The 22,028-nt window shown below is 55.3% G+C and carries 20 protein-coding genes and 4 tRNA genes; 13 read left to right on the forward strand and 11 right to left on the reverse strand.

The window, feature by feature from the left end:
* Positions 1–36: 36 nt before the first annotated feature.
* Positions 37–112: transfer RNA gene (locus LMS44_RS14380), tRNA-Ala, on the reverse strand.
* Between the two features lie 196 nt (positions 113–308).
* Between LMS44_RS14380 and uvrY the strand changes: the two genes are divergently transcribed.
* The 7 genes from uvrY (at position 309) to nadB (ending at position 5,811) form a co-directional block, all read left to right on the forward strand.
* Entirely contained in the window at positions 309–959 is a 651-nt protein-coding gene (gene uvrY / locus LMS44_RS14385; RefSeq protein ID WP_009288007.1) for a UvrY/SirA/GacA family response regulator transcription factor, read from the forward strand.
* Between the two features lie 41 nt (positions 960–1,000).
* On the forward strand, positions 1,001–2,815 hold the full coding sequence (uvrC, locus tag LMS44_RS14390) for an excinuclease ABC subunit UvrC (protein ID WP_009288006.1): 1,815 nt from the start codon (positions 1,001–1,003) through the stop codon (positions 2,813–2,815).
* 95 nt (positions 2,816–2,910) lie between these two features.
* Positions 2,911–3,459 carry a CDP-diacylglycerol--glycerol-3-phosphate 3-phosphatidyltransferase gene (gene pgsA / locus LMS44_RS14395; RefSeq protein ID WP_022522907.1) on the forward strand — a complete coding sequence of 183 codons (549 nt, stop codon included), beginning with the start codon at positions 2,911–2,913 and terminating at the stop codon, positions 3,457–3,459.
* An 84-nt stretch (positions 3,460–3,543) separates the two neighbouring features.
* Positions 3,544–3,618: transfer RNA gene (locus LMS44_RS14400), tRNA-Gly, on the forward strand.
* A gap of 86 nt (positions 3,619–3,704) precedes the next feature.
* Positions 3,705–3,778, forward strand: a tRNA-Cys gene (locus LMS44_RS14405).
* A 68-nt stretch (positions 3,779–3,846) separates the two neighbouring features.
* Positions 3,847–3,933 (forward strand) — tRNA-Leu (locus tag LMS44_RS14410).
* Between the two features lie 270 nt (positions 3,934–4,203).
* Complete coding sequence (gene nadB / locus LMS44_RS14415) at positions 4,204–5,811, forward strand: L-aspartate oxidase (RefSeq protein WP_414122038.1); 1,608 nt, start codon at positions 4,204–4,206, stop codon at positions 5,809–5,811.
* Here nadB and LMS44_RS14420 read toward each other — a convergent pair.
* Both LMS44_RS14420 and LMS44_RS14425 read right to left on the reverse strand, forming a co-directional pair.
* The gene (locus LMS44_RS14420; RefSeq protein WP_498945469.1) at positions 5,808–6,236 is read right to left on the reverse strand and encodes a hypothetical protein; all 429 of its coding nucleotides are present in this window, start codon (positions 6,234–6,236) and stop codon (positions 5,808–5,810) included. The genes nadB and LMS44_RS14420 overlap by 4 nt on opposite strands.
* Positions 6,196–6,489 carry an FAD assembly factor SdhE gene (locus LMS44_RS14425; protein WP_039860102.1) on the reverse strand — a complete coding sequence of 98 codons (294 nt, stop codon included), beginning with the start codon at positions 6,487–6,489 and terminating at the stop codon, positions 6,196–6,198. Before LMS44_RS14425 ends, LMS44_RS14420 begins: the two co-directional genes overlap by 41 nt.
* Positions 6,490–6,695: 206 nt before the next feature.
* Between LMS44_RS14425 and LMS44_RS14430 the strand changes: the two genes are divergently transcribed.
* From LMS44_RS14430 to lapB, 3 genes are all read left to right on the forward strand, one after another.
* On the forward strand, positions 6,696–6,992 hold the full coding sequence (locus LMS44_RS14430) for an integration host factor subunit beta (protein ID WP_008959540.1): 297 nt from the start codon (positions 6,696–6,698) through the stop codon (positions 6,990–6,992).
* An 89-nt stretch (positions 6,993–7,081) separates the two neighbouring features.
* Positions 7,082–7,387, forward strand: coding sequence for a LapA family protein (locus LMS44_RS14435; RefSeq protein ID WP_027958442.1), 306 nt, complete (start codon positions 7,082–7,084; stop codon positions 7,385–7,387).
* On the forward strand, positions 7,388–8,593 hold the full coding sequence (lapB, locus tag LMS44_RS14440; protein WP_009288003.1) for a lipopolysaccharide assembly protein LapB: 1,206 nt from the start codon (positions 7,388–7,390) through the stop codon (positions 8,591–8,593).
* A 30-nt stretch (positions 8,594–8,623) separates the two neighbouring features.
* Here lapB and pyrF read toward each other — a convergent pair whose 3' ends face one another.
* On the reverse strand, positions 8,624–9,325 hold the full coding sequence (gene pyrF, locus LMS44_RS14445) for an orotidine-5'-phosphate decarboxylase (RefSeq protein WP_009288002.1): 702 nt from the start codon (positions 9,323–9,325) through the stop codon (positions 8,624–8,626).
* Positions 9,326–9,596: 271 nt separating this feature from the next.
* On the opposite strand from pyrF, the gene LMS44_RS14450 reads away from it, so the two are divergent.
* Positions 9,597–9,878 (forward strand): ComEA family DNA-binding protein, encoded by a 282-nt coding sequence (locus LMS44_RS14450; protein ID WP_039860098.1) that lies wholly within the window; start codon positions 9,597–9,599, stop codon positions 9,876–9,878.
* A gap of 78 nt (positions 9,879–9,956) precedes the next feature.
* On the opposite strand, the gene prpD is transcribed toward LMS44_RS14450, so the two are convergent.
* From prpD to LMS44_RS14480, 6 genes are all read right to left on the reverse strand, one after another.
* Positions 9,957–11,441 carry a 2-methylcitrate dehydratase gene (prpD, locus tag LMS44_RS14455; RefSeq protein WP_009288001.1) on the reverse strand — a complete coding sequence of 495 codons (1,485 nt, stop codon included), beginning with the start codon at positions 11,439–11,441 and terminating at the stop codon, positions 9,957–9,959.
* A gap of 54 nt (positions 11,442–11,495) precedes the next feature.
* Positions 11,496–12,695: a 2-methylaconitate cis-trans isomerase PrpF gene (gene prpF / locus LMS44_RS14460; RefSeq protein WP_051052137.1), complete on the reverse strand. Its 1,200-nt coding sequence runs from the start codon at positions 12,693–12,695 to the stop codon at positions 11,496–11,498.
* Between the two features lie 87 nt (positions 12,696–12,782).
* A complete protein-coding gene (gene acnD / locus LMS44_RS14465) occupies positions 12,783–15,392 on the reverse strand; it encodes a Fe/S-dependent 2-methylisocitrate dehydratase family protein (RefSeq protein ID WP_498945474.1) in 2,610 nt (869 codons plus the stop codon).
* 67 nt (positions 15,393–15,459) lie between these two features.
* The gene (gene prpC / locus LMS44_RS14470) at positions 15,460–16,587 is read right to left on the reverse strand and encodes a bifunctional 2-methylcitrate synthase/citrate synthase (protein WP_022522897.1); all 1,128 of its coding nucleotides are present in this window, start codon (positions 16,585–16,587) and stop codon (positions 15,460–15,462) included.
* Between the two features lie 232 nt (positions 16,588–16,819).
* Positions 16,820–17,710, reverse strand: a complete 891-nt coding sequence (prpB, locus tag LMS44_RS14475; protein ID WP_022522896.1) for a methylisocitrate lyase — start codon at positions 17,708–17,710, stop codon at positions 16,820–16,822.
* A 48-nt stretch (positions 17,711–17,758) separates the two neighbouring features.
* Complete coding sequence (locus LMS44_RS14480; RefSeq protein WP_340146931.1) at positions 17,759–18,454, reverse strand: GntR family transcriptional regulator; 696 nt, start codon at positions 18,452–18,454, stop codon at positions 17,759–17,761.
* Positions 18,455–18,735: 281 nt separating this feature from the next.
* On the opposite strand from LMS44_RS14480, the gene pabB reads away from it, so the two are divergent.
* Positions 18,736–20,091 (forward strand): anthranilate synthase component I family protein, encoded by a 1,356-nt coding sequence (pabB, locus tag LMS44_RS14485; RefSeq protein WP_498945477.1) that lies wholly within the window; start codon positions 18,736–18,738, stop codon positions 20,089–20,091.
* 117 nt (positions 20,092–20,208) lie between these two features.
* Positions 20,209–20,829 carry a phosphoadenosine phosphosulfate reductase domain-containing protein gene (locus LMS44_RS14490; protein ID WP_027958435.1) on the forward strand — a complete coding sequence of 207 codons (621 nt, stop codon included), beginning with the start codon at positions 20,209–20,211 and terminating at the stop codon, positions 20,827–20,829.
* Between the two features lie 14 nt (positions 20,830–20,843).
* Here LMS44_RS14490 and cysB read toward each other — a convergent pair whose 3' ends face one another.
* The gene (cysB, locus tag LMS44_RS14495) at positions 20,844–21,818 is read right to left on the reverse strand and encodes an HTH-type transcriptional regulator CysB (protein WP_009287995.1); all 975 of its coding nucleotides are present in this window, start codon (positions 21,816–21,818) and stop codon (positions 20,844–20,846) included.
* Between the last annotated feature and the right edge of the window lie 210 nt (positions 21,819–22,028).

Here is a 22,028-nt window from a genome sequence, read left to right on the forward strand (position 1 = left end):
ACGAGGCTTTTTTCTAATATTGGGTGAAATTTTTGTTGGTGGAGCCTAGCGGGATCGAACCGCTGACCTCAACACTGCCAGTGTTGCGCTCTCCCAGCTGAGCTAAGGCCCCACGTGCTGTCTTTCCAACAGCGAGGCGGATACTACGGTGAACATTTACCGCGGTCAAGTTTTTACATCAGCAGCGGACAACTAATTCTCCTTTGTCGTTAGCTGTGGCACTCTATATGCACATATAGTTAACAAGATAGAGTAGTGTCCAAGGCCAACGCCTGAGTCCATGATGTTTCCAAGCAGGAGCCTGTCCATTGATCAGTGTACTTATCGCCGATGATCATCACCTAGTAAGAACTAGCATTGCTCACCTGCTAAATGAAGAGTGTGACATTAAAATTGTGGGCGAGGTCGACGATGGCGAAAGTGCAGTAACACAGTGTCGCCATTTAAAACCCGACATCGTGTTGATGGATATTCGCATGCCGGGCATAGGCGGGCTCGAAGCCACTCGACGCATTCACCGCAACATGGAAGACGTGAAGGTCTTGATCTTGACCGCGCATATGGAAGACAGCGTGCTGCGCCGCATGCTTGAAGCAGGTGCTTCAGGCTTTTTAAGCAAAGGTGCAGATGCGATAGAAATGACCGATGCCATTCGCCAAGTGTTTCATGGCCGCCGCTATGTCAGTCAGGAAATTGCCCAACGCCTGGCGCTTTCGCACTTCACCGAGGAAGATAATCCGTTTAGCCACCTCTCCCACCGTGAGCTACAGATTGCCCTGATGATCGTTAACTGCCAGCGAGTGCAAGATATCTCCGATCGCCTGCACTTAAGCCCTAAAACGGTAAACACCTATCGTTACCGACTCTTTGATAAACTACAGGTTGCCACCGACGTCGAGCTTACTCACTTAGCGCTCCGTCACGGGCTGGTCGAGGGGTTTGACGCCACCCAAATATAACCCCTATCTTCCCTGCTGTTATCGGGTACCGACACGCTAATATGACCTTTGATTCAAAACAGTTCTTGAGCTCGGTAAGCTCCTCGCCAGGGGTTTACCGCATGCTTGATGAGCAAAGCAATACGCTCTATGTGGGCAAAGCCAAGCGCTTAAAGGCACGCCTAGCCAGCTATTTCCGTGGTCAACTGAATACCAAAACCCAGGCCATGGTGGGGCGTATCGCCGACGTTCAGGTCACCGTCACCCGCACGGAAACTGAAGCCCTTCTGCTCGAACAGACGCTGATCAAACAATTGCGTCCGCCTTATAACATTTTACTGCGCGACGATAAGTCCTACCCGTTTGTCTTTGTCACCGACCGCCATCCTTACCCGGCACTTGAGTATAAGCGCGCCCGTCAGCGCAGCGACGATGGTCGCTACCTAGGCCCCTACCCTAGCAGCGGAGCCGTGCGTGAAAGCTTGGCGCTGATGCAAAAGATATTTCATATTCGCAACTGCGAGGACAGCGTCTTTGCCCATCGCTCACGCCCCTGCTTGCAGTATCAGATTCATCGCTGTAGCGCTCCCTGCGTCGACTATATCTCCGCCGAAGACTACCGCCGCGACCTCGAACACGCAGTGATGTGCCTGGAAGGCAAAAGTGAGAGTGTTACTCAAGAACTGATGGAGGCGATGGAAAAGGCCAGCCAGGCACTCAACTTCGAGGAGGCCGCCCGTCTTCGCGACCAGGTTCAGCAACTGCGCCAGCTTCAGCAACGCCAGTTTGTCGACACCGGCGGCGGTGATGCGGATATTTTCGCCCTCGCCCAGCGCCCCGGTGCACTGGGCGTTTCGGTGTTGAGCGTGCGCGATGGTCGCCTGCTGGGGGCGCGTCATCACACGCCGAAAAACGATCTGGATCTACCGCTTGAAACGCTGCTCACCGAAGTAGTCAGCCAATACTATTTCGGTCAACCGCACAACGTGCCCAGCGAAGTGATTACCAGCCACCCGTTAGACGACAGCGAGCTGATTGCCGAAGCGCTGACCCAACAGGCGGGCAAGCGCATTCGCGTTACCAGCCAAGTGCGCGGCCACCGCGCCCAGTGGCAACAGCTCGCCATTACCAACGCTGAGCAGCAGCTAGCCTCTCAACTGGCCAACCAAACCCAGCTCACTCAACGCTTTACCGCCCTGCAGAAAGCGCTGGGCTTAGCGGACACACCGCAACGCCTGGAGTGTTTCGACATCAGCCATAGCCACGGCGAGGCGACCGTTGCCTCCTGCGTGGTGTTTGATCATCAAGGCCCACGCAAAAGCGATTACCGCCATTTCCGCATTGAAGGGGTAGCCGCCGGTGATGACTACGCTGCCATGCAGCAGGCCCTAACCCGACGCCTTAAGCGCGTGAAAAGCGGTGAAGCAGTCGCCCCTGACATCCTGATCGTCGACGGTGGCAAGGGCCAGCTCAATATGGCCCGCGAGGTGTTTAAAGAACTCGACATCGTCAACATCATTCTATTGGGTGTCGCCAAAGGCACCACGCGTAAGGCGGGGCTTGAAAGCCTGTTTGTGGAAACAGCGGACAATCCGCTAGATTTGGACCCTGCCTCCCCCGCCCTACACTTGATCCAGCATATTCGTGATGAATCACACCGTTTTGCCATTGCTGGCCACCGCGCTCAGCGCGATAAAGCGCGACGCACTTCAACCCTACAAGATATCCCCGGCATTGGCCCCAAACGTCGACGGGAATTACTGCGCTTTTTCGGCGGCCTGCAGGGCGTGCAAAAGGCCAGCCGCGATGAACTCGCTCGCGTACCGGGCATTAATGCGTCGTTAGCCGAGAGTATTTACCGAGCACTCAACGGATAAACGCCCGTTTGGCATGGATGCCATCGGCCAAGGGGGATAGAATGAGGCCAGACACTTCGAATCCTCTGATTTTCCGGCAAGGATCGCTCTCTGCGATGAATATACCCAACATACTGACACTGGCGAGAATCGCCTTTATTCCGCTGCTAGTGGTGCTGTTTTATCTACCCTTCAGTTGGAGCATGCCCGTGGCGGCCGGTCTATTTGGTCTGGCCTCCATTACCGACTGGCTGGATGGCTATTTAGCGCGACGCTGGAATCAGTCAACGCCTTTTGGCGCTTTTTTAGACCCAGTGGCTGACAAACTCATGGTGGTCGTCGCCCTAGCGCTATTGATCGAGCGTTACGACACCCTGGTGCTGACGCTCCCTGCGCTGGTGATTATCGGGCGGGAAATTGTCATTTCGGCGCTGCGTGAGTGGATGGCTGAAATGGGCAAACGCGGCATGGTGGCGGTTTCTTGGATAGGCAAGCTTAAAACCACTCTGCAAATGGTGTCACTGCTGATCTTGCTGGCGCTTCCACCGACGCACGAATTTACGCTGTTAGGCGTTGTAGTACTATATACCGCCGCTATCCTAACGCTGTGGTCGATGATTCAGTACCTAAAAGCCGCCTGGCCGCATCTTAGCCGCTCCATGTAAGCTGCTGATAAGTAAATAAGGAACACACGCTAATTCATTGATTGACAACACGGTGGCGATCCGTATAATTCGCCCTCGAGTCGAGCGGGAATAGCTCAGTGGTAGAGCATCGCCTTGCCAAGGCGAGGGTCGGGAGTTCGAATCTCCTTTCCCGCTCCATTTTGGATGTGTGGTATTGAAGGCTAGGGTCGTGAGCTGGTGCGCCAGTCCGATCGAATCTCCTTTCCCGCTCCAACGACTTTTGAGGCTGGATGGCAGAGTGGTTATGCAGCGGACTGCAACTCCGTGTACGCCGGTTCGATTCCGACTCCAGCCTCCATCTTTGTGTAGCAGTGGTGTTTTAAGCAGAACGAAACAGCATTGCGATGTGATTTTTTGTGATGTATAGCCCGGATGGCGAAATCGGTAGACGCAAGAGACTTAAAATCTCTCGGGGGCAACCCCGTGCCGGTTCAAGTCCGGCTCCGGGCACCACTTCTGTTGTTTTACTTCCCCTCCAGCTTTTCTTCTTCAGTCATTTATTTCCTGTATCGGCTTTCTTTACGAAGCCTTTTACTGCGCCTATTCGCGTACTTGAACATCGCGCAATTGTCTCCCCGAATATCACTCATTTCTTAAGCCAAAGCATCGCTAAACGCTAATCGCCGCGCTATGATGCCTGCCTTCTAACTTTTCGCGCGCGACGAAGCTAGTGACGTTTAGGGTTTGCAATATTTCGATCAGTATCAAGAGGGAGCGGGCACCATGAGCACGCCAACATCCGATGTACTTATCATTGGCGGCGGCGTCGCTGGGCTCACCCTTGCCTTGGAAGTGGCTGACCACAGGTCCGTGACGCTGGTTCGCCCTGCACAAGATGATCAAGGCGCCAGCCGCTGGGCTCAAGGCGGCATTGCCGCCGTGCTCTCGCCGGATGACGACCTCGACGCGCATATCAATGACACCTTGGTGGCTGGCGATGGTCTATGCGATATCGAGGCCGTTCGCTTTACCGTTACCCATGGGCCCGCTGCTATTCAGTGGTTGATTGATCAGGGCGTTCCCTTTACCCCCGAGAACGACCCTGCAGCACGTTACCCATATCATTTAACCCGAGAAGGCGGCCACAACGCACGTCGGATTATCCACGCGGATGATGCCACCGGCCGCGCCGTGGTGGATACGCTTGTAGCCAAAGTAGCACAGCACCCCAATATCACCCAGCGCAACGACCTAACGGTGGTTGGTCTGCTACAAGATTCCCAAGGTGCCTGCCGCGGCGCCTATGGCAGCGATGCCAACCACCAGTGGCACTCGCTCACTGCGCGCCAAACCGTATTGGCAACCGGCGGCGCAAGCGGCCTTTACCGCCACACCACTACGCCCGCTCCCAGTAGCGGCGAAGGCATGATGATGGCTGCAGAGCTGGGTGCTCGGTTAATGAATCTAGAGTTTCAACAGTTTCATCCAACCTGCCTGTTTGACCCCGAAGGCCCGGCGTTTTTGATAAGTGAGGCGGTTCGTGGTGAAGGCGGGCATCTGCTCAATGAGGCGGGAGAGCGTTTCATGTTGGCGCTGGATAAGCGTGCGGAGCTAGCCCCGCGGGATGTCGTCGCCCGCGCCATTGATGCCGAAATACAGTGCAGCGCTCTGGGCCACGTGTGGTTGGATATTCGCCATTTAGGTGAAAAGGCAATTCGCCACCACTTCCCCACTATTCTGGCGCACTGTGCCTGCCGGGGGATTGATATCACCCAGCAGGCTATCCCCGTGGTGCCTGCCGCCCATTATAGCTGCGGCGGTGTCGCCACCAACTTGCAAGGCGCCACGAGCGTTGCCAACCTCTATGCCATCGGTGAAACCGCCTGCACGGGGCTTCATGGCGCCAACCGTATGGCCAGCAACTCGCTGTTAGAGTGCTTGGTATTTGCCCGCAGCTGTGCACAAGCGCTGTTAGCCGACGTGGAACAGCACGGCCAAACGACCAGCGGTAGCGGATTTCAGCCCCCGGCGCAGGCTGCGGCGACTGTCTTACCCAAGGCAGTGCTCAGCGATATACGCCAACAAATGCGCACCACCATGAGCCAGCATGTCTCCATTGTGCGCAGCGCCACCGGGCTAAGTACTGCCCTGACGCACTTGAAGTCACTGCTAAACAGCGTGGAAGAGATTCAGGGAGCCCTAACAGCCCCGGAAGGCAAACGCCTGCACCAGACCCTACAGCTAGCACTATTGACTGTTCTCGCCGCTCAGCAGCGGCATGAGTCACGCGGACTGCATTACTCCACCGACTGGCCTAGCCGGCAGCCTGAAGCCGTTGCTTCTTCGCTTGCGATGAACGACTTAACAGACGCGTTAGCAACAAACCGCTAGCGGCCCGGACGATGAAAGAGCTTGCGCACCTCACGCAAGCTTTGTTGAGGCGCGCTATCAGGCCAGAGCCAAACCCGCTGCTTACCCACATAAAGCCCTATTAACCAGGGCCCTAGATAGTCACAGCGTACTCGATCCGTATCGCCCAGAGCCTCATTTCGCGTGAGAGCCCCCTCTTCAGACTGCGACTCGCGCAGCCAACGACCTTGAACTTGTGGCGCCGTCGACGTAAGCGAGAGCACGCCTTTGGGTTGACGAAGATAGCCGCGCCATCCAAGGACAACGCCTAACACCGTTATCGCCACCGCCGCTGGCATGCCCCCTACCCAATAGCTCAGCGCCACAATGCCGATCAACAATCCACATTGGGCTAGTAGCCAATACTTAGAGGGTACGATAGGCAGAATTATCGGTGGTTTCAGCATGTTCAACGATCATTTGTACGATACGCCGCTGGCTAGGCTCCTCGGGCCACTCTCGGTGCATCAGCCAGACAAAAAGATCCTGATCCTCGCCTTCAATGAGCTGCTGGTAGGCCAGTTGATCCGCTTCGCTAAGATGGTCAAAACGCTGTTCAAGAAATGGAATAAGCAGCAGGTCAAGCTCCCACATACCGCGCCGGGAGTGCCAGTAAAGCCGTTTGCGCAAAATGGCTGCTGGGGAATTATCGTCGTTCAACGTCAGCCGCTCCAGTTATATAAATGAAAGGCCAGTATACCTAAGCTGTGGGGTCGCGCCAGCGCCCTCCATCGCCTATGCTATTAAAGAGTGTAGAACCTTGTTTTATCTGAATTGTTTTATACTGAATTGCGCAGTATGCTGAATTTGATGTTAGCGAGGTCGAGAGCGCGTCACGGCCTTCAATGTTCGCAGGGAGCCAACCGATGACTAAATCTGAATTAATCGAACAAATTGCGATGCGTCAGCCGGAGTTATCCGCCAAAGATGTTGAAACGGCGGTGCGTATTATCCTGGACGACATGACGGATTCTCTAGCTAGCGGCGGTCGCGTTGAAATTCGTGGTTTCGGCAGTTTTTCACTGCACTATCGGGAGCCGCGGGTAGGGCGCAATCCAAAAACAGGCGATGCAGTCGATCTGGAAGGTAAGTATGTGCCGCACTTCAAGCCTGGCAAGGAGCTACGCGAGCAGGTAGACGCTAGTCGAGCACTAGGCTACTAAAACGCGACTATTAATTTCTGTGGGATGACGTCGCCGCTTGAGTCGTACACAATAGCGCTACCGTGAACGTCACAGACTAGGAAACTCACATGCGTTGGATCAAAGGGCTGATTTTAGCCGTTATTTTGCTGATAGTAGTGCTGGTAGGCATTCTGTTTGCCGTTAATAATCAGCAAACCATTGCCTTAAACCTTATCTGGCTGGAGCTGCCAGCGGTATCACTCTCGGTTTGGCTACTCGCTACCCTGGTGTTTGGCGTCATACTCGGCATGCTCGCCATGCTAGGTGTCTACGTGCGGCTAAAAGCCACCCTGGCCCGCAGCCAGCGCCAGAATAAGCAGCAGCGTAAAGAGCTCGATAGCCTACGCACTCAGGAGTTTAAGGAACTGGCATAAATGCTGGATGTCGCGCTGCTAAGCGTACTGTTGGTCGCCATTGCCATTGGTTACGGGTTAGGTTATCGCCAAGCCTTACGCCGCCGACATCGCACCCATCCGCCTGCGGCCTCGTCTCAAGGCCTCTCCCGGGACTACTTCGTCGGGCTGAATTACCTGCTTAATGAGCAGCCCGACGAAGCGATCAATACTTTTATCAACGTGCTAGCGGTCAACAGTGACACGGTTCACACCCATATCGCCCTCGGCAAGCTGTTTCGCGCCCGCGGCGAGGCCGACAAAGCCGTTAGCATTCACCAAAACCTATTGGCTCGCCCCGCCCTTTCGCAGCACACTAACGAACAGATCCAGCTTGAACTTGCTCGGGATTTTATGGCGCTTGGTGTTCATGACCGCGCCCAGCGGCTACTCAATACCCTGCTGGAGCATAGCGGTGATGATGATCACCGCTATGCTGCCAAACAGCTGCTCGTCGACTTATTAGAGCGTGAAAAAGCGTGGCAGCAAGCCCTTGACGTTATTCAGCCGCTGCTTAAACAGTATCCTAAGATGCGTCGCCCCGCGGCGCACTGGCTATGCGAGCTGGCACTGGAAGAAATTAGTGAAGCCAGTCGACCTCTGGCGAAAAAGCATCTCAAAAAAGCCCTGCAGCTGGATGAGAAATGCGTTCGCGCCACCCTGATGCTGGCCGAACTAGAGATGGACAACGGGCACTATGCCCGCGCTATTGAGCGATTAGACAACATCCCCGGCCAGGAGATAGCGCATATCCCCACCATGCTGCCTGCCCTTAAGCACGCCTATATGCGCAATAATGATGACACCGGCTACGAAGCGCACCTCTATCGCCTGCTTGAGCTAGCGCCTTACACCAGTACCATTATTGCCCTAGGTCAGCTCGTTCATCAGCGTGACGGCGTCGACAAAGCGATTGAGTTGATTGGTGAGCGATTGCGCGCCGTGCCGAGTTTAGGCGGGCTGGATTATTTGATCGATCTGTATATTGAAAGCCAGCGCCTTAGTGGAAAACCTTCCCCGGATACGCGCCTACTGTTACTAAAACATCATACCGATGCGCTGCTGCTTAACCGCACGCGTCATCGCTGCCAGCGCTGCGGCTTTGCTAGCGACGCGTTACAGTGGCAGTGCCCCAGTTGCCGCTTCTGGGGCACGATTAAGCCGGTCATTGGCGTGGAGGGCGAATAGTGTTCACAAAGCTAAGGTATGCAGAAATATTTAGTGCCCCTCTAGCTCCGCCTCAATCGCCTCAAGCGCTACCATGGGGTCGTCAGCCTGAGTAACGGGGCGACCAATGACCAGGTGGCTGCTTCCCGCTGCCATAGCCTCATTGGGGCCCATCGTCCGCTGTTGGTCATTAGCGACTGCAAAACTTGGCCGAATACCAGGGGTCACTTTCAAGAACGACTCACCGCATAGCGTTTTGATTCGCGCAGACTCCTGGGCCGAGCAGACCACCCCTTGCAAACCACTCTGCTTGGCCAGGAGCGCTAAGTGCTCCACGTGTTCTGCCAGTGGCGTTTTGATCCCCAGCTCTGCCAAATCATCGGTCTGCATACTGGTCAATACGGTAACGGCGATTAGATGGGTCGTTAAGGCGTTCTGATCCAGGCGTTGCATGGCCGCCTCCATCATCCGCCGCCCACCGCTGGCATGTACGTTGACCATCCACACGCCCTGCTCCGCCGCCGCCTGTACAGCGCTGGCAACGGTATTGGGAATATCGTGGAATTTAAGATCCAAAAACACCTCAAATCCGCGCCCATGCAGCGCCTCAAGCACTGCCGGGCCGCTACGGGTGAACAGTTCTTTACCCACTTTCACACGGCATCGGGTGGGATCCAACTGATCAGCCATGCACAGCGCGGCGTCTAGCGACGGGTAATCAAGGGCAATAATAATCGGGGAATCGGTGGCCACAACGTTACTCCAAGTACGTTTTTGACCATTATATCAGCCTCTCCCTACTCCTCGCGCCCTCATCATGTAAGCCATTTGCCATATATCCATAGCTAAAATCTTACAACTGCTGTCATATATCGCTGACATAAACACGCTTTAAATAAGGCTAAGTTAACAAGTGCAGCGGCGTTTATCTTGCCCACTGATAACGCGGGCACAGGTAGAAACCTCTACACGACGTCGCATGTGTAAACACAAAAAACCAACGCTATTAAAAGGATCATTGCATATGAAAATGACACTTAAAGGAATGCTGGCCGCACTACTGTTTAGCATTAGCTTAGGGCTTTCCAGTGGCGTGCTGGCACAAGATGTAGCCCCGATTAACGTCAATACTGCCGATGCTGAACTGCTGGCCGAACTACCAGGGATCGGCCCCAGCCGAGCCGACGCGATCATTGAAGAGCGCGAAACCAACGGCGTCTTTGAAAGCGCTGCAGATCTTGAGCGCGTCAGCGGCATTGGGCCTGCCACCATTGACCGCATGCGCGATCAAGTGACATTTGAATAGCCTCATTGGAGAGCATGTCGCTCGTTAACGCTACAGTGCCCGGTGTGCATAAGCACCGGGCACTGTGAAAAGCGCATGTTAAATCATCCACATATCCATAAATTTGTGTACAGGCATCGCTTCAAGCGTTGTTTGATGACTGCACAGCTCGGCGATTTTTTGGCAACGACTTGTCGGAAAGCGAGTTGCCAGATTGCGCTCAAACTTTTCAACCAATAGCGGCATCCCCTCTTCCCGACGACGTCGGTGGCCGACCGGATACTCCACTGTCACTTTATCGGTCGCACTCCCATCGCTAAAAAACACCTGCACTGCATTAGCGATAGAGCGCTTCTCAGGGTCGTGGTAATCCGCCGAATACTCGGCGTTTTCTTCTACCACCATTTTATTACGCAGCTCATCTATTAGCGGATGAGCTGCATGAAAGCTGTCTTCATAGTGCTCGGCGGTAAGCGCACCAAAGATAAGCGGCACCGCTGTCATGTATTGCAGGCAGTGGTCACGATCCGCCGGATTGGCGAGTGCGCCGGTTTTGGAAATAATCCGAATAGCCGAATCGTGGGTGGTGAGCACGATTTTCTCGATATCGGCCAAGCGGTCTTTCACCTGCGGATGGAGCGTCACGGCGGCTTCACAGGCGGTTTGAGCGTGAAACTCAGCGGGGAAGGAGATCTTAAACAGAATGTTCTCCATCACGTAGCTGCCAAACTCCCGCTGAAAGCGTAGGCGGCGGTCAGCTTCCGGTTTGAGGCTCAAATCTTTGTTGGCATGACTGAACAGCACATCGTAGAAGCCCCATTGGGGCGCCGAGAGCGCGCTGGGAATACCCATTTCACCGCGCAGGGCGATATCCGCTAAGCGCACGCCCCGTGAGGTGGCGTCCCCTGCGGCCCAGCTTTTACGTGAACCAGCATTTGGCGCATGACGATAGGTGCGCAGGCTCTGACCATCCACCCAGGCGTGTGAAAGCGCCGAGAGCAACTGTTCACGATTGGCGCCCAACAGCTTGGCGGCCACCGCCGTAGAGGCGACCTTCACCAGCACCACGTGATCGAGGCCAACCCGATTGAAGCTATTCTCCAGCGCCAGCACGCCCTGAATCTCATGGGCCATGATCATGGCGTTGAGCACATCGCGCATCGCAAGCGCAGCGTCGCCTTGTGCAACCCGCTGCTGGGAAAGGTGGTCAGCAACGGCGAGTATCGCGCCAAGATTGTCGGAAGGGTGCCCCCACTCGGCGGCAAGCCAAGTGTCGTTATAATCCAACCAGCGAATGATACAGCCGATATCCCACGCCGCCTTAACCGGGTCAAGGCGAAGCGAGGTGCCCGGTATCCGCGACCCAAACGGTACTACCGTGCCCTCCACTATCGGGCCTAAGTGCTTTGTGCACTCTGGAAAACGCAGCGCCAACAGCCCGCAGCCAAGCGTATCCATTAAGCAGTAGCGGGCGGTTTCCAATGCCTCATCGGACGCCACCTGATAATTGAGTACGTAATCGGCAATAGCCTGTAGCTCGGGGTCGTAATCGGGCCGCTCATTGGCTTCGGATGTGGCAGACATGGATCTATCTCCTACTGTTGAATCACCTACTCAGTATGGCCCAAGGAATGCGTCCTAAAAGCTGTCACCAGGAATTCTCACAAATCCTTCCATCAACACCCGCGCGCTGCGGCTCATCAGTGCCTGTTCGATATGCCAACGCCCTTCCACCAGGCTTGCCTCAGCTCCCACCCGCAGGCTGCCGGAAGGATGCCCGAAGGTGACCTCGTTTCGTTTACCGCCACCGGCGGCCAGGTTCACTAATGTGCCTTCAATGGCCGCCGCCGCAGCAATGGCAACGGCGGCGGTGCCCATCATGGCGTGGTGTAGTTTGCCCATGGAGAGCGCTCGCACCAGCAGATCGATATCCGCCGCCAGTACGTTTTTACCGCTCGATGATACGTAATCCGCCGGCGGCGCTACGAAAGCCACTTTGGGCGTGTGCTGTCGTTTACCCGCTTCGCTGACATCACTGATTAGCCCCATGCGCACAGCACCATGGGCACGGATAGTTTCAAACATCTCAAGCGCCCGGCTGTCACCATTGATGGCATCCTGCAGCTCGGCGCCGGTATAGCCAATGTCGGCGGCGTTAATAAACACGGTGGGAATACCGGCATTAATCAGGGTTGCTTTCAATATCCCCACGCCTGGCACATCAAGCTGATCAATGAGATTACCGGTGGGAAAAATGGCTCCCTCACCATCGGCCGGATCCATAAAGGCCACCGGAATCTCGGCAGCAGGAAAGGTCACGCCATCCAGCTCAAAATCGCCAGTTTCCTGCACTTCGCCATTGACGATAGGAACCCGTGAGACGATGGTTTTCTGTATATTCACCTGCCAAATGCGTACCTCGGCCACCCCGTTTTCAGGAATACGTGCAGGGTCAACAAGACCATTGCTAATCGCAAAAGGGCCGACCGCCGCGGAGAGGTTGCCGCAGTTACCGCTCCAATCCACATAGGGCTTGTCGATGGAGACCTGACCGAACAGGTAATCCACATCGTGTTCTGCCGATTCACTTTCAGACAGAATCACCGTCTTGCTGGTACTTGAAGTGGCGCCCCCCATACCATCAATCTGCTTTTCGTAAGGGTCAGGGCTACCGATGACACGCAGTAGCAACTGATCCCGCGCCACGCCTGGCTGCTGGGCCGCTTCGGGTAGGTCGCTTAGTTTAAAAAACACGCCCTTACTGGTGCCGCCGCGCATATAGGTGGCTGGAATTTTTATCTGCGGCACACGGTTGTTTTGAACTGACTCGCTCATCATTACCACTCCTAAAAATAACCCGGTGCTCCAAGCTTTATCTGAAAAGCTAAAGGCACCGGGTTCACTTGGTCAGCTAGGCCGTTTCAATTAAGCCGCCGTGGACTCAAGAAAGTCCTGGGCAAAACGCTGCAGTACACCACCAGCAGTGTAAATAGACACCTCCTCGGCGGTGTCCAAACGGCACTTCACCGTAACCCGCTCGCTTTCACCGTTTTGGCGGTGGATCACTAGGGTGAGCATCGCCCCTGGCGAAACGGCGCCTTCGACATCAAAGGTTTCAGTGCCGTCCAGGCCCAGTGTCATACGCGTAGTCCCGGGCTCAAACTCCAGCGGCATCACCCCCATCCCGATCAGGTTGGTGCGGTGAATACGCTCAAAGCCTTCGGCGGCGATCGCTTCCACGCCCGCCAGCGCCACGCCTTTAGCCGCCCAGTCCCGTGAGGAGCCCTGACCGTAATCCGCCCCGGCAATAATGATCAGCGGCTGCTTGCGGGCCATGTAGGTTTCAATCGCCTCCCACATGCGGGTGACTTGGCCTTCCGGCTCTACCCGCGCCAGCGAGCCCTGTTTAACGTTGCCGTCGGCATCGCGCACCATCTCGTTGAACAACTTCGGGTTGGCGAAGGTAGCGCGCTGGGCAGTCAGGTGGTCACCGCGGTGGGTGGCGTAGGAGTTGAAGTCTTCCTCCGGCAGGCCCATTTTGGCCAAGTACTCCCCTGCCGCGCTGTTCAACTGAATCGCGTTGGAGGGTGAGAGATGATCGGTGGTGATATTGTCCGGCAAAATTGCCAGCGGCCGCATGCCTTTCAGGGTGCGCACTTTAGCCATATTGCCCTCCCAGTAAGGCGGGCGACGGATATAGGTGCTCTGGGGCCGCCAGTCATATAGCGGGCTGACCTGAGCGCGGGCACTCTTATCCAGATCGAACATGGGAATATAGGTCTGGCGGAACTGCTCCGGCTTCACCGACGATTTAACAATCGCATCGATCTCTTCATCCGCTGGCCAGATATCCTTCAAAGTGACAGGATTTCCCGCCTGATCCACGCCCAGGACGTCTTTTTCGATATCAAAGCGAATCGTGCCCGCGATGGCATAGGCAACTACCAGAGGCGGTGACGCCAGAAAGGCTTGTTGGGCATGGGGGTGGATACGGCCGTCGAAGTTACGGTTGCCGGAAAGCACGGCGGTCGCATAGAGATCACGCTCAATAATCTCCTGCTGGATTTTTGGATCCAGCGCTCCAGACATGCCGTTACAGGTGGTGCAGGCATAGGCCACCACCCCAAAGCCGAGGCTTTCCAGCTCGCTCATCAACCCAGCTTCTTCCAGGTACATCTTGACGGTTTTCGAGCCCGGCGCCAGCGACGACTTCACCCATGGTTTACGCAGCAAACCCAACCGGTTGGCGTTACGGGCGATTAGCCCGGCGGCGACCATATTGCGAGGGTTAGAAGTATTGGTGCAGCTGGTAATGGCGGCGATGATAACCGCGCCATCGGGCATTTTGCCCGCTTTCTCTTCCGCCTGTGCCGCCTCAAGCCCAACAGCAATACCACGTTGGGCAAGCTCTGAAGTTGGCAAATGGGCGTGGGGGTTGGAGGGCCCCGCCAGGGTGCGGGTTACCGACGAGAGGTTAAAGGTCAGTACCCGCTCGTACTCAACCTCGGTCAAGCTATCCGCCCACAGGCCGGTGTGCTTGGCGTAGGTTTCGACCAGCGCCACCTGTTCATCTTCACGGCCGGTAATTTTCAGGTAGTCGATAGTTTGGCCATCGATGTAGAACATCGCCGCGGTCGCGCCGTATTCGGGGGTCATATTGGAGATAGTGGCGCGATCGCCGACCGTTAGCGCGTCGGCACCTTCACCGTAGAACTCCAGGTAAGCGCCCACTACCCGCTCTTTACGCAGGAACTCGGTAATCGCCAGTACCATATCGGTGCCGGTAATGCCGGGCTGCAGCTTGCCGGTCAGCTCCACGCCGACGATATCCGGCAGGCGCATCATGGAGGCACGGCCCAGCATGACGCTTTCAGCCTCCAGACCACCCACACCTACGGATATAACGCCAAGGGCATCGACCATGGGCGTATGGCTATCGGTACCCACACAGGTATCCGGATAGGCAATGCCGTCGCGGTTCTGCACCACCGGCGACATCTTCTCCAGATTAATCTGGTGCATGATGCCGTTGCCGGGGGGAATCACATCGACGTTCTCAAATGCCGTCTTAGTCCAGTTGATAAAGTGGAAGCGATCATCGTTGCGGCGATCTTCAATGGCGCGGTTTTTCTCGAAGGCGCCCTCTTCCGACCCTGCGTGCTCCACCGCCAGCGAGTGGTCAACGATTAGCTGGGTGGGCACTACCGGGTTGACCTTGGCGGGGTCGCCGCCCTTCTCAGCAATGGCGTCACGCAGCCCGGCCAAATCGACCAGCGCAGTCTGGCCTAGGATATCGTGGCAGACGACACGCGCGGGATACCAAGGAAAATCCAGGTCACTCTTGCGCTCAATCAACTGTTTTAGCGCATCGGTAAGCAATTCAGGATCACAGCGACGCACCAGCTGCTCCGCCAGCACACGAGAGGTATAGGGCAGATGTGCATAGGCACCGGGCTGGATATCTTCCACCGCCTCGCGAGCATCAAAAAACTCAAGCTCTGTGCCAGGCAGCGGTTTACGGTATTGGGTATTCATAGCAGGCAGACTCACAAGAAGGGGGCTGAAAAAAGCCCGGTGTCCAAGTCACCGGGCAGCAAGCGGTTCAGTCTCGCGCTTCTATCGGCACCCACTCGCTCTTCTCGGGGCCAGTGTAATCGGCGCTAGGGCGAATAATGCGGTTATTGGCGCGCTGCTCAAATACGTGCGCCGCCCAGCCGGTCAGCCGAGAGCAGACGAAAATCGGCGTAAACAGCTTGGTGGGTATATCCATGAAGTGGTATGCGCTGGCGTGGAAGAAGTCTGCGTTACAGAACAGCTTCTTCTCACGCCACATGACCTCTTCGACCCGCTCAGAAACCGGGTAAAGCACCTTATCACCCACATCGTCAGAGAGCTTCTTGGACCAGTGCTTGATAATCGCGTTGCGCGGGTCGGACTCGCGATAAATCGCATGCCCGAAGCCCATAATTTTATCCTTACGCTCCAGCATGCCCATGATCTTGCTTTCTGCTTCTTCCGGCGACTGCCAATCCTCGATCATCGCCATGGCCGCTTCGTTGGCGCCGCCATGCAGTGGGCCGCGCAGCGACCCAATCGCACCGGTCACGCAGGAGTGCATATCGGAAAGCGTCGAGGCGCATACTCTTGCGGTAAAGGTAGAGGCGTTAAACTCGTGCTCGGCGTAAAGAATCAGCGATACGTTCATGACCCGCGCATGCAGTTCAGAGGCGGGCTCGCCGCGCAGCATATTAAGGAAATGCCCGCCTACTGAGTCATCATCCGTTTCGGTATCGATGCGCACACCGTCGTGGGAGAAGCGGTACCAGTAACAAATAATCGAGGGCAGCACCGCCAGCAGCCGATCAGCAACGTCTTGCTGCTGATCAAAATTCTCCTCGGTTTCTAGATTGCCCAGCATTGAAGTGCCGGTGCGCATTACGTCCATCGGGTGAGCGTCTTTGGGGATCTGCTCAAGTACCGTTTTTAATGCATCGGGCAAGCCGCGCAGGCTTTTGAGCTTGCTGATGTAGTGGTCTAGCTCACCCTGATTAGGCAGCTTGCCTTTTAACAGCAGGTAAGCGACCTCTTCAAATTTGGCTTTTTCAGCCAGTTCTTTGATATCGAAACCACGGTAGGTCAGGCCTGAGCCGGTTTTGCCTACTGTACATAGCGCGGTGGAACCGGCGCTCTGGCCACGCAGTCCTGCACCTGTTGCGGGTTTATCAGCCATGGTGTGTCTCCTATTACTGCTTTTATTTTTACTATCGATTTATGAATAAGGTCGTTCATTAAACTTTCGGCAAAGCTATCTTGGTGAGAGGACAGGTTTCCGCGAGGGCGCTGTGAACCCCTCCCTGGGCGCTACTTTTGTCATCCATGACAAAAGACCCTCGCTTCAACCTGTCCTCTCACCAGTTTGCAGAAGAAATCATTTCCAACTGCGCTTCATCTTAACTGGCGGTTTATTGGTCATCGCCTTTCTCGGCAAACAGCGCGTCCAGCTTCTGCTCAAAGTCGTGGTAATTGAGAAAATCGTAGAGTTCGTCGCGGGTTTGCATCAGCGGCACCACGTCTTTTTGGTGGCCGTTGTCGAGGATGCTTTGATAGACTTGCAGTGCCGCAGCGTTCATGGCGCGGAAGGCCGAGAGCGGGTAAAGCACCATGCGGCAGCCAACCTCGCCAAGCTCCGTTTGAGTAAACAGCGGAGTAGCACCGAACTCGGTGATGTTAGCCAAAATGGGTGCATTGACCCGTTCACAGAAGGCTTTGTAATCATCCAGGGTATGAACCGCTTCAGCGAAGATGGCATCTGCACCGGCTTCAACGCAGGCGTTGGCACGCTCAATGGCAGCATCAAGCCCCTCTTTTTGAAACGCATCGGTGCGAGCAATCAAATAGAAGTCGGGGTCGATCTTGGCATCGGCGGCAGCTTTAATGCGGTCGACCATCTCCTGCTGAGAGACAATTGCTTTATTGGGGCGGTGTCCACAGCGCTTTTGAGCCACCTGGTCTTCCATATGTACCGCGGCCACGCCAGCGCGCTGCATTTCTTTTACCGTGCGTGCAATATTGAAGGCACCGCCCCAACCGGTATCGATATCCACCAGCAGGGGTAGCTCGGTAGCGCCGCAGATACGGTGGGCATCTTCCACCACATCATTCATGGTCGTCATGCCCAGATCCGGCAAGCCGAACGAGGCGTTAGCTACACCGCCACCAGAGAGGTAAATGGCTTGATGGCCAACCTTGTCGGCCATTAGCGCTGTATAGGCATTAATGGTGCCTAAGATCGGCAGCGGACGGTTAGCCTCAAGCGCGGCTCGAAACCGGGCGCCGGGAGTCATCTGGGACATGGGGTGTTTCTCCTATTGCTAATTTCTAGTTATGTTTTAGCTGCGTGATTAAGAGCTTTGCGATTTAGATGCTGACTGTTCGAGGGTCGCTGCATAGCGATCCGCCACATTGGCGCGGGAGGCGCTGACATGGCGGCGCATGAGCAGCTCGGCCAGCTCCGCATCGCCAGCTTCAATGGCATCCACAATGCGATGGTGTTCCACAAAGGCGCGCTGCGGTCGCGTGCCGCTAGCACTGAACTGAGTGCGATAAAGGCGCACAAGGTAGTAAAGGTCATCACAGAGCAGGTTCATTAGCATTTTGTTGTGGCTGCCCTGAACGATGCAGTAGTGAAAATCGAGATCGCCTTCGCGCTGGTAGTAAGCTTCGCCACGCTTTAAATCCGCCTGACCTTCGTGCAGCGCCAGCACATCCCGCAAACCCTGAACCTCTGCCGGTGACATATGCTCAGCCGCCAAGCGCGCCGCCATACTTTCCAGGGCTTCACGCAGGTCAAACAGCTCTAAAAGCTCTTTCATTGAGAGCTTAACCACCTTTGCGCCCACATGGGGAACCCGCTCGATGAGGCGGTGTGCTTCCAGGCGGCGCATCGCCTCGCGCAGCGGCCCACGTGAAATACCGTAGGTTTTAGACAATCCCGGCTCGGTGATCTTACTGCCGGGAGCAAGCTCGCCGCGTACGATGGCATCCTGCAACTGATGAAATACCCGCTCGGCGAGCGTGCGTACTTCAGGGGTTGCCATTTCATGCGGCGAGGAATCGGAATAAGAAGAAGAAACAGGTAAGCTCATGGCGAATTGTCGACAATTAGAAACATAGCGAAACTTTAGCCCCGCGAACCACCGCCGTCAACCTGCTTATAAAGCGACTTTATACATCTTTCGTTGTAGGCAAAAAGTCTAGCTGCAAAAACAGTGTCAACAATCCTCTTCCAAGCGTGAGAAATGCGTCAATCGTGCGACTGGTGCCGATCTTCAACGACCTCTAACATATGCAGCCCTTTTACCGGCCAGGCGTTTGCTTAATGAACCAGGCGTTGACGATAACTGCCCTGCCCTATTCACCCGACCCATTGGGTATATTCGCCTGCCTACGTGCCAGGCCCGGCGCGGTGCTGCTCGATAGTGGCCGCCCTATCGCCACCGGTCGCTTTGATATTATCAGCAGCGACCCACTTGCTACGCTGGAAGTTACTCATCATGGCGAAGCGAGTATTGCGTCAGATCAGCTTAGCCCACCGGCGCACTTGGCTAACGATGCGTTTGCCCTTCAGCAGTGGCTACTGGATCAACTGGATATCCCTGATGAAACCAGTGAACTCCCTTTTCTAGGCGGGCTAATAGGCTACTGGGGCTACGATTTAGGGCGTAAAACCTTATCGGTTCAGAGTGCTCAGGCAAGCCCGGTCACCTTACCGCAAGCCCGTTTGGGGCTTTACGACTGGTGTATCACCCTGGATCACATGGCCCAGCAGGCGTGGCTAATCGCCACTCCGCAGCGTCGTGAGCAGGTGGAAAACTGGCTTACCAAGACGCCAGAGCCAACTAGCGCGTTTACATTAACGAATACCTTTAAAGCAGAACTTAGCCACACCCAATATGTCGCACGCTTTAACGCCGTGCAGCGCTATATTCGCGCGGGTGACTGCTATCAGATCAACCTGGCTCAACGCTTTTATGCCGACTACCAAGGGGATGAGTGGCAGGCGTACCTGCAGTTACGCAAAGCGACCCCCACACCCTATTCAGGTTTTATGGCCTGGGGCGATAAGGCCGTACTGTCACTTTCACCCGAGCGGTTTATTCAGTGCAGCAACGGCGAGGTCGAAACACGGCCGATTAAAGGTACCCGCCCGCGAGGGGCCACACATGAAGAGGATCAGGCGCTGGCGGCACAGCTATTGAGCAGCACTAAAGATCGCGCTGAAAATGTGATGATCGTTGACCTGCTGCGCAATGACCTGGGTCGCGTTTGCCAGCCAGGCTCCATTCGCGTTCCGCAGCTATGTCGCTTAGAGAGCTACCCTAACGTGCACCACCTAGTTAGCGTGGTGCTGGGAACGCTGGCCGGTAATTACACCCCGCTGGCACTGCTTAAGGCGGCCTTTCCTGGCGGCTCAATTACCGGTGCACCTAAAATTCGCGCGATGCAGATCATTGATGAACTAGAACCCTGCCAACGCAGTGTTTATTGCGGCAGCCTTGGCTATGTCGATGTACGTGGCAGCATGGATACCTCCATCGCTATTCGCACTATGGTTGCCGAGGCGGGAAGACTGCATGTATGGGGCGGAGGGGGCTTAGTAGCAGACTCTCAAGCGGACGAAGAGTACACCGAGACTCTGGATAAAATTCGCCACCTTATTGGCGCTTTGGAATAAGCAGCGCGAGCTCTATATCAAAAAGGAATATAAAAGCCAAACTAAACGGTATTGGGGTTCGCTGCCTCCTGTTTGGTAGCCTAGTCAGTATTATTTAATTTCCGATTAGGAGGCAGTATGTCCTCAGAGCTTGAAGCGATTAACAGAGATTTCGCAAATAATCCTCAAGGGTTAGTTGAGTGGGCGCTGGCCCAGGGTGCACGACCTATTTGCACCACCAACTTTCGCCCTTTTGAGGCGGTGATTCTGCATATGGTGACCCAGGTGCGCCCGGATATACCCATTGTGTGGATGGACAGCGGCTACAACACCGAAGCGACCTATCAATTCGCTGACGAAGTGATTCAACAACTCAACCTGAACATCGTGAGCTTTGTACCCCGGCGCACGCGCGCCCACCGTGAAGCGCTGGAAGGCCCCATGCCGGGTATCGACGACCCACGCCACGCAGCCTTTACTCAGGAAGTTAAAATCGAGCCCTTCGAGCGTGCGCTGCGTGAAATGCAGCCCGACGTATGGTTCACCGCACTGCGCGCTGAGGACACCCCCGAGCGCGCAAAAATGCAGCCGGTTAGTCGCAACAGCGATGGCCTATTGAAAGTTGCCCCGTTGCTGCAGTGGAGCGCCAAAGATATGTACCAGTATCTACAGGCGCATAATCTGCCCAATAACTTCGATTACTTCGACCCTACCAAGGTGGAAGAGAAACGCGAGTGCGGGCTACATTTGCAGCACTAACTCCACACTGCGGGTTAATACTCCGGCAGGTCCAGGTCGTCAAACAACGACTGCTCATGGCGCGGGCCTGCCGTTAATGCTTCATCAACCCGGTCGCGGGTTAAATGAGGCGCAAAGCGCTCCAAAAAATCATACATGTAACCGCGCATAAAGGTGCCACGACGGATACCAATTTTTGTCGTAGAGCTGGCAAACAGGTGGCTTGCATCCAGTGCCACCAAGTCATCATCAAGCGCCTCGTCCACAGCCATATGCGCCACAATGCCAACCCCCATGCCCAGCCGCACGTAGGTCTTGATCACGTCGGCATCGGCGGCGGTTAGCACCACATTGGGCGTTAACCCTTTCGCTTTGAAGGCGTCGTCTAACTGCGAGCGGCCGGTAAACCCAAACACGTAGGTGACCAGCGGATGTTCACCGAGCGCCTCCAGGGTCAACGGGCCCTGATGAGTGGCTAGCGGGTGCCCTTTAGGCACCAGTACGCAGCGGTTCCAACGATAGCAGGGCAGTAGCACTAAATCGGTAAATAGCTCCAGCGACTCGGTCGCGATGGCGAAATCGGCCTGGCCTTCACTGACCATCTGTGCAATCTGCTTGGGCGTACCCTGCTGCATATGCAGCGCCACATCAGGATATTTAAGGGTGAATTCGCTGATAATGGGCGGTAGCGCATAACGGGCCTGGGTATGGGTCGTAGCAATGGCGAGGCTACCGCGGCGCTCATCGCTATGCTCCTGAGCCACCTGCTTGATGTTTTCGGTGAGACGCAGTACCTGCCCGGCCAGGTCAATAATTGACTGCCCGGCAGGCGTCACACGTGTCAAGTGCTTACCACTGCGCGCAAAAATCTCGACGCCAAGCTCATCTTCTAACAAACGTATCTGTTTAGAGATCCCCGGCTGTGAGGTAAATAGACTTTGCGCTGTGGCCGAGACGTTCAGGTTATGTCGATTGACTTCCCAGATATAGCGGAGCTGTTGTAGCTTCATATCCTCACCTTATTTATTCTCTATACAGATCTATGTAGACCGTATCTTGATGTAGGCCGAATCTTTAAGCACACACAGGCGCTGATGCCACATCACGTCTGACGGATCGTGTCGTCACACTCGGCACTCTACAGCACCATATAGAATAAAAAACACCAAAATAATACTTTTATATTATAAAAAAAACGCCCTACCAGCACCCTTTAATTT

Source organism: Halomonas profundus, assembly GCF_020865425.1.
Classification (GTDB): domain Bacteria; phylum Pseudomonadota; class Gammaproteobacteria; order Pseudomonadales; family Halomonadaceae; genus Vreelandella; species Vreelandella titanicae.

Bases quoted from the DNA above. Each gene is read 5' to 3' on its own strand.
- acnD (WP_498945474.1), bottom strand. From the start codon at position 15,392: ATGAATACCCAATACCGTAAACCGCTGCCTGGCACAGAGCTTGAGTTT.
- uvrC (WP_009288006.1), top strand. From the start codon at position 1,001: ATGACCTTTGATTCAAAACAGTTCTTGAGCTCGGTAAGCTCCTCGCCA.
- LMS44_RS14420 (WP_498945469.1), bottom strand. From the start codon at position 6,236: ATGCTGAAACCACCGATAATTCTGCCTATCGTACCCTCTAAGTATTGG.
- prpD (WP_009288001.1), bottom strand. From the start codon at position 11,441: ATGTCTGCCACATCCGAAGCCAATGAGCGGCCCGATTACGACCCCGAG.
- cysB (WP_009287995.1), bottom strand. From the start codon at position 21,818: ATGAAGCTACAACAGCTCCGCTATATCTGGGAAGTCAATCGACATAAC.
- LMS44_RS14435 (WP_027958442.1), top strand. From the start codon at position 7,082: ATGCGTTGGATCAAAGGGCTGATTTTAGCCGTTATTTTGCTGATAGTA.
- LMS44_RS14480 (WP_340146931.1), bottom strand. From the start codon at position 18,454: ATGGCAACCCCTGAAGTACGCACGCTCGCCGAGCGGGTATTTCATCAG.
- pabB (WP_498945477.1), top strand. From the start codon at position 18,736: ATGAACCAGGCGTTGACGATAACTGCCCTGCCCTATTCACCCGACCCA.
- lapB (WP_009288003.1), top strand. From the start codon at position 7,388: ATGCTGGATGTCGCGCTGCTAAGCGTACTGTTGGTCGCCATTGCCATT.
- prpF (WP_051052137.1), bottom strand. From the start codon at position 12,695: ATGATGAGCGAGTCAGTTCAAAACAACCGTGTGCCGCAGATAAAAATT.
- pgsA (WP_022522907.1), top strand. From the start codon at position 2,911: ATGAATATACCCAACATACTGACACTGGCGAGAATCGCCTTTATTCCG.
- nadB (WP_414122038.1), top strand. From the start codon at position 4,204: ATGAGCACGCCAACATCCGATGTACTTATCATTGGCGGCGGCGTCGCT.
- LMS44_RS14490 (WP_027958435.1), top strand. From the start codon at position 20,209: ATGTCCTCAGAGCTTGAAGCGATTAACAGAGATTTCGCAAATAATCCT.
- prpC (WP_022522897.1), bottom strand. From the start codon at position 16,587: ATGGCTGATAAACCCGCAACAGGTGCAGGACTGCGTGGCCAGAGCGCC.
- LMS44_RS14430 (WP_008959540.1), top strand. From the start codon at position 6,696: ATGACTAAATCTGAATTAATCGAACAAATTGCGATGCGTCAGCCGGAG.
- LMS44_RS14450 (WP_039860098.1), top strand. From the start codon at position 9,597: ATGAAAATGACACTTAAAGGAATGCTGGCCGCACTACTGTTTAGCATT.
- prpB (WP_022522896.1), bottom strand. From the start codon at position 17,710: ATGTCCCAGATGACTCCCGGCGCCCGGTTTCGAGCCGCGCTTGAGGCT.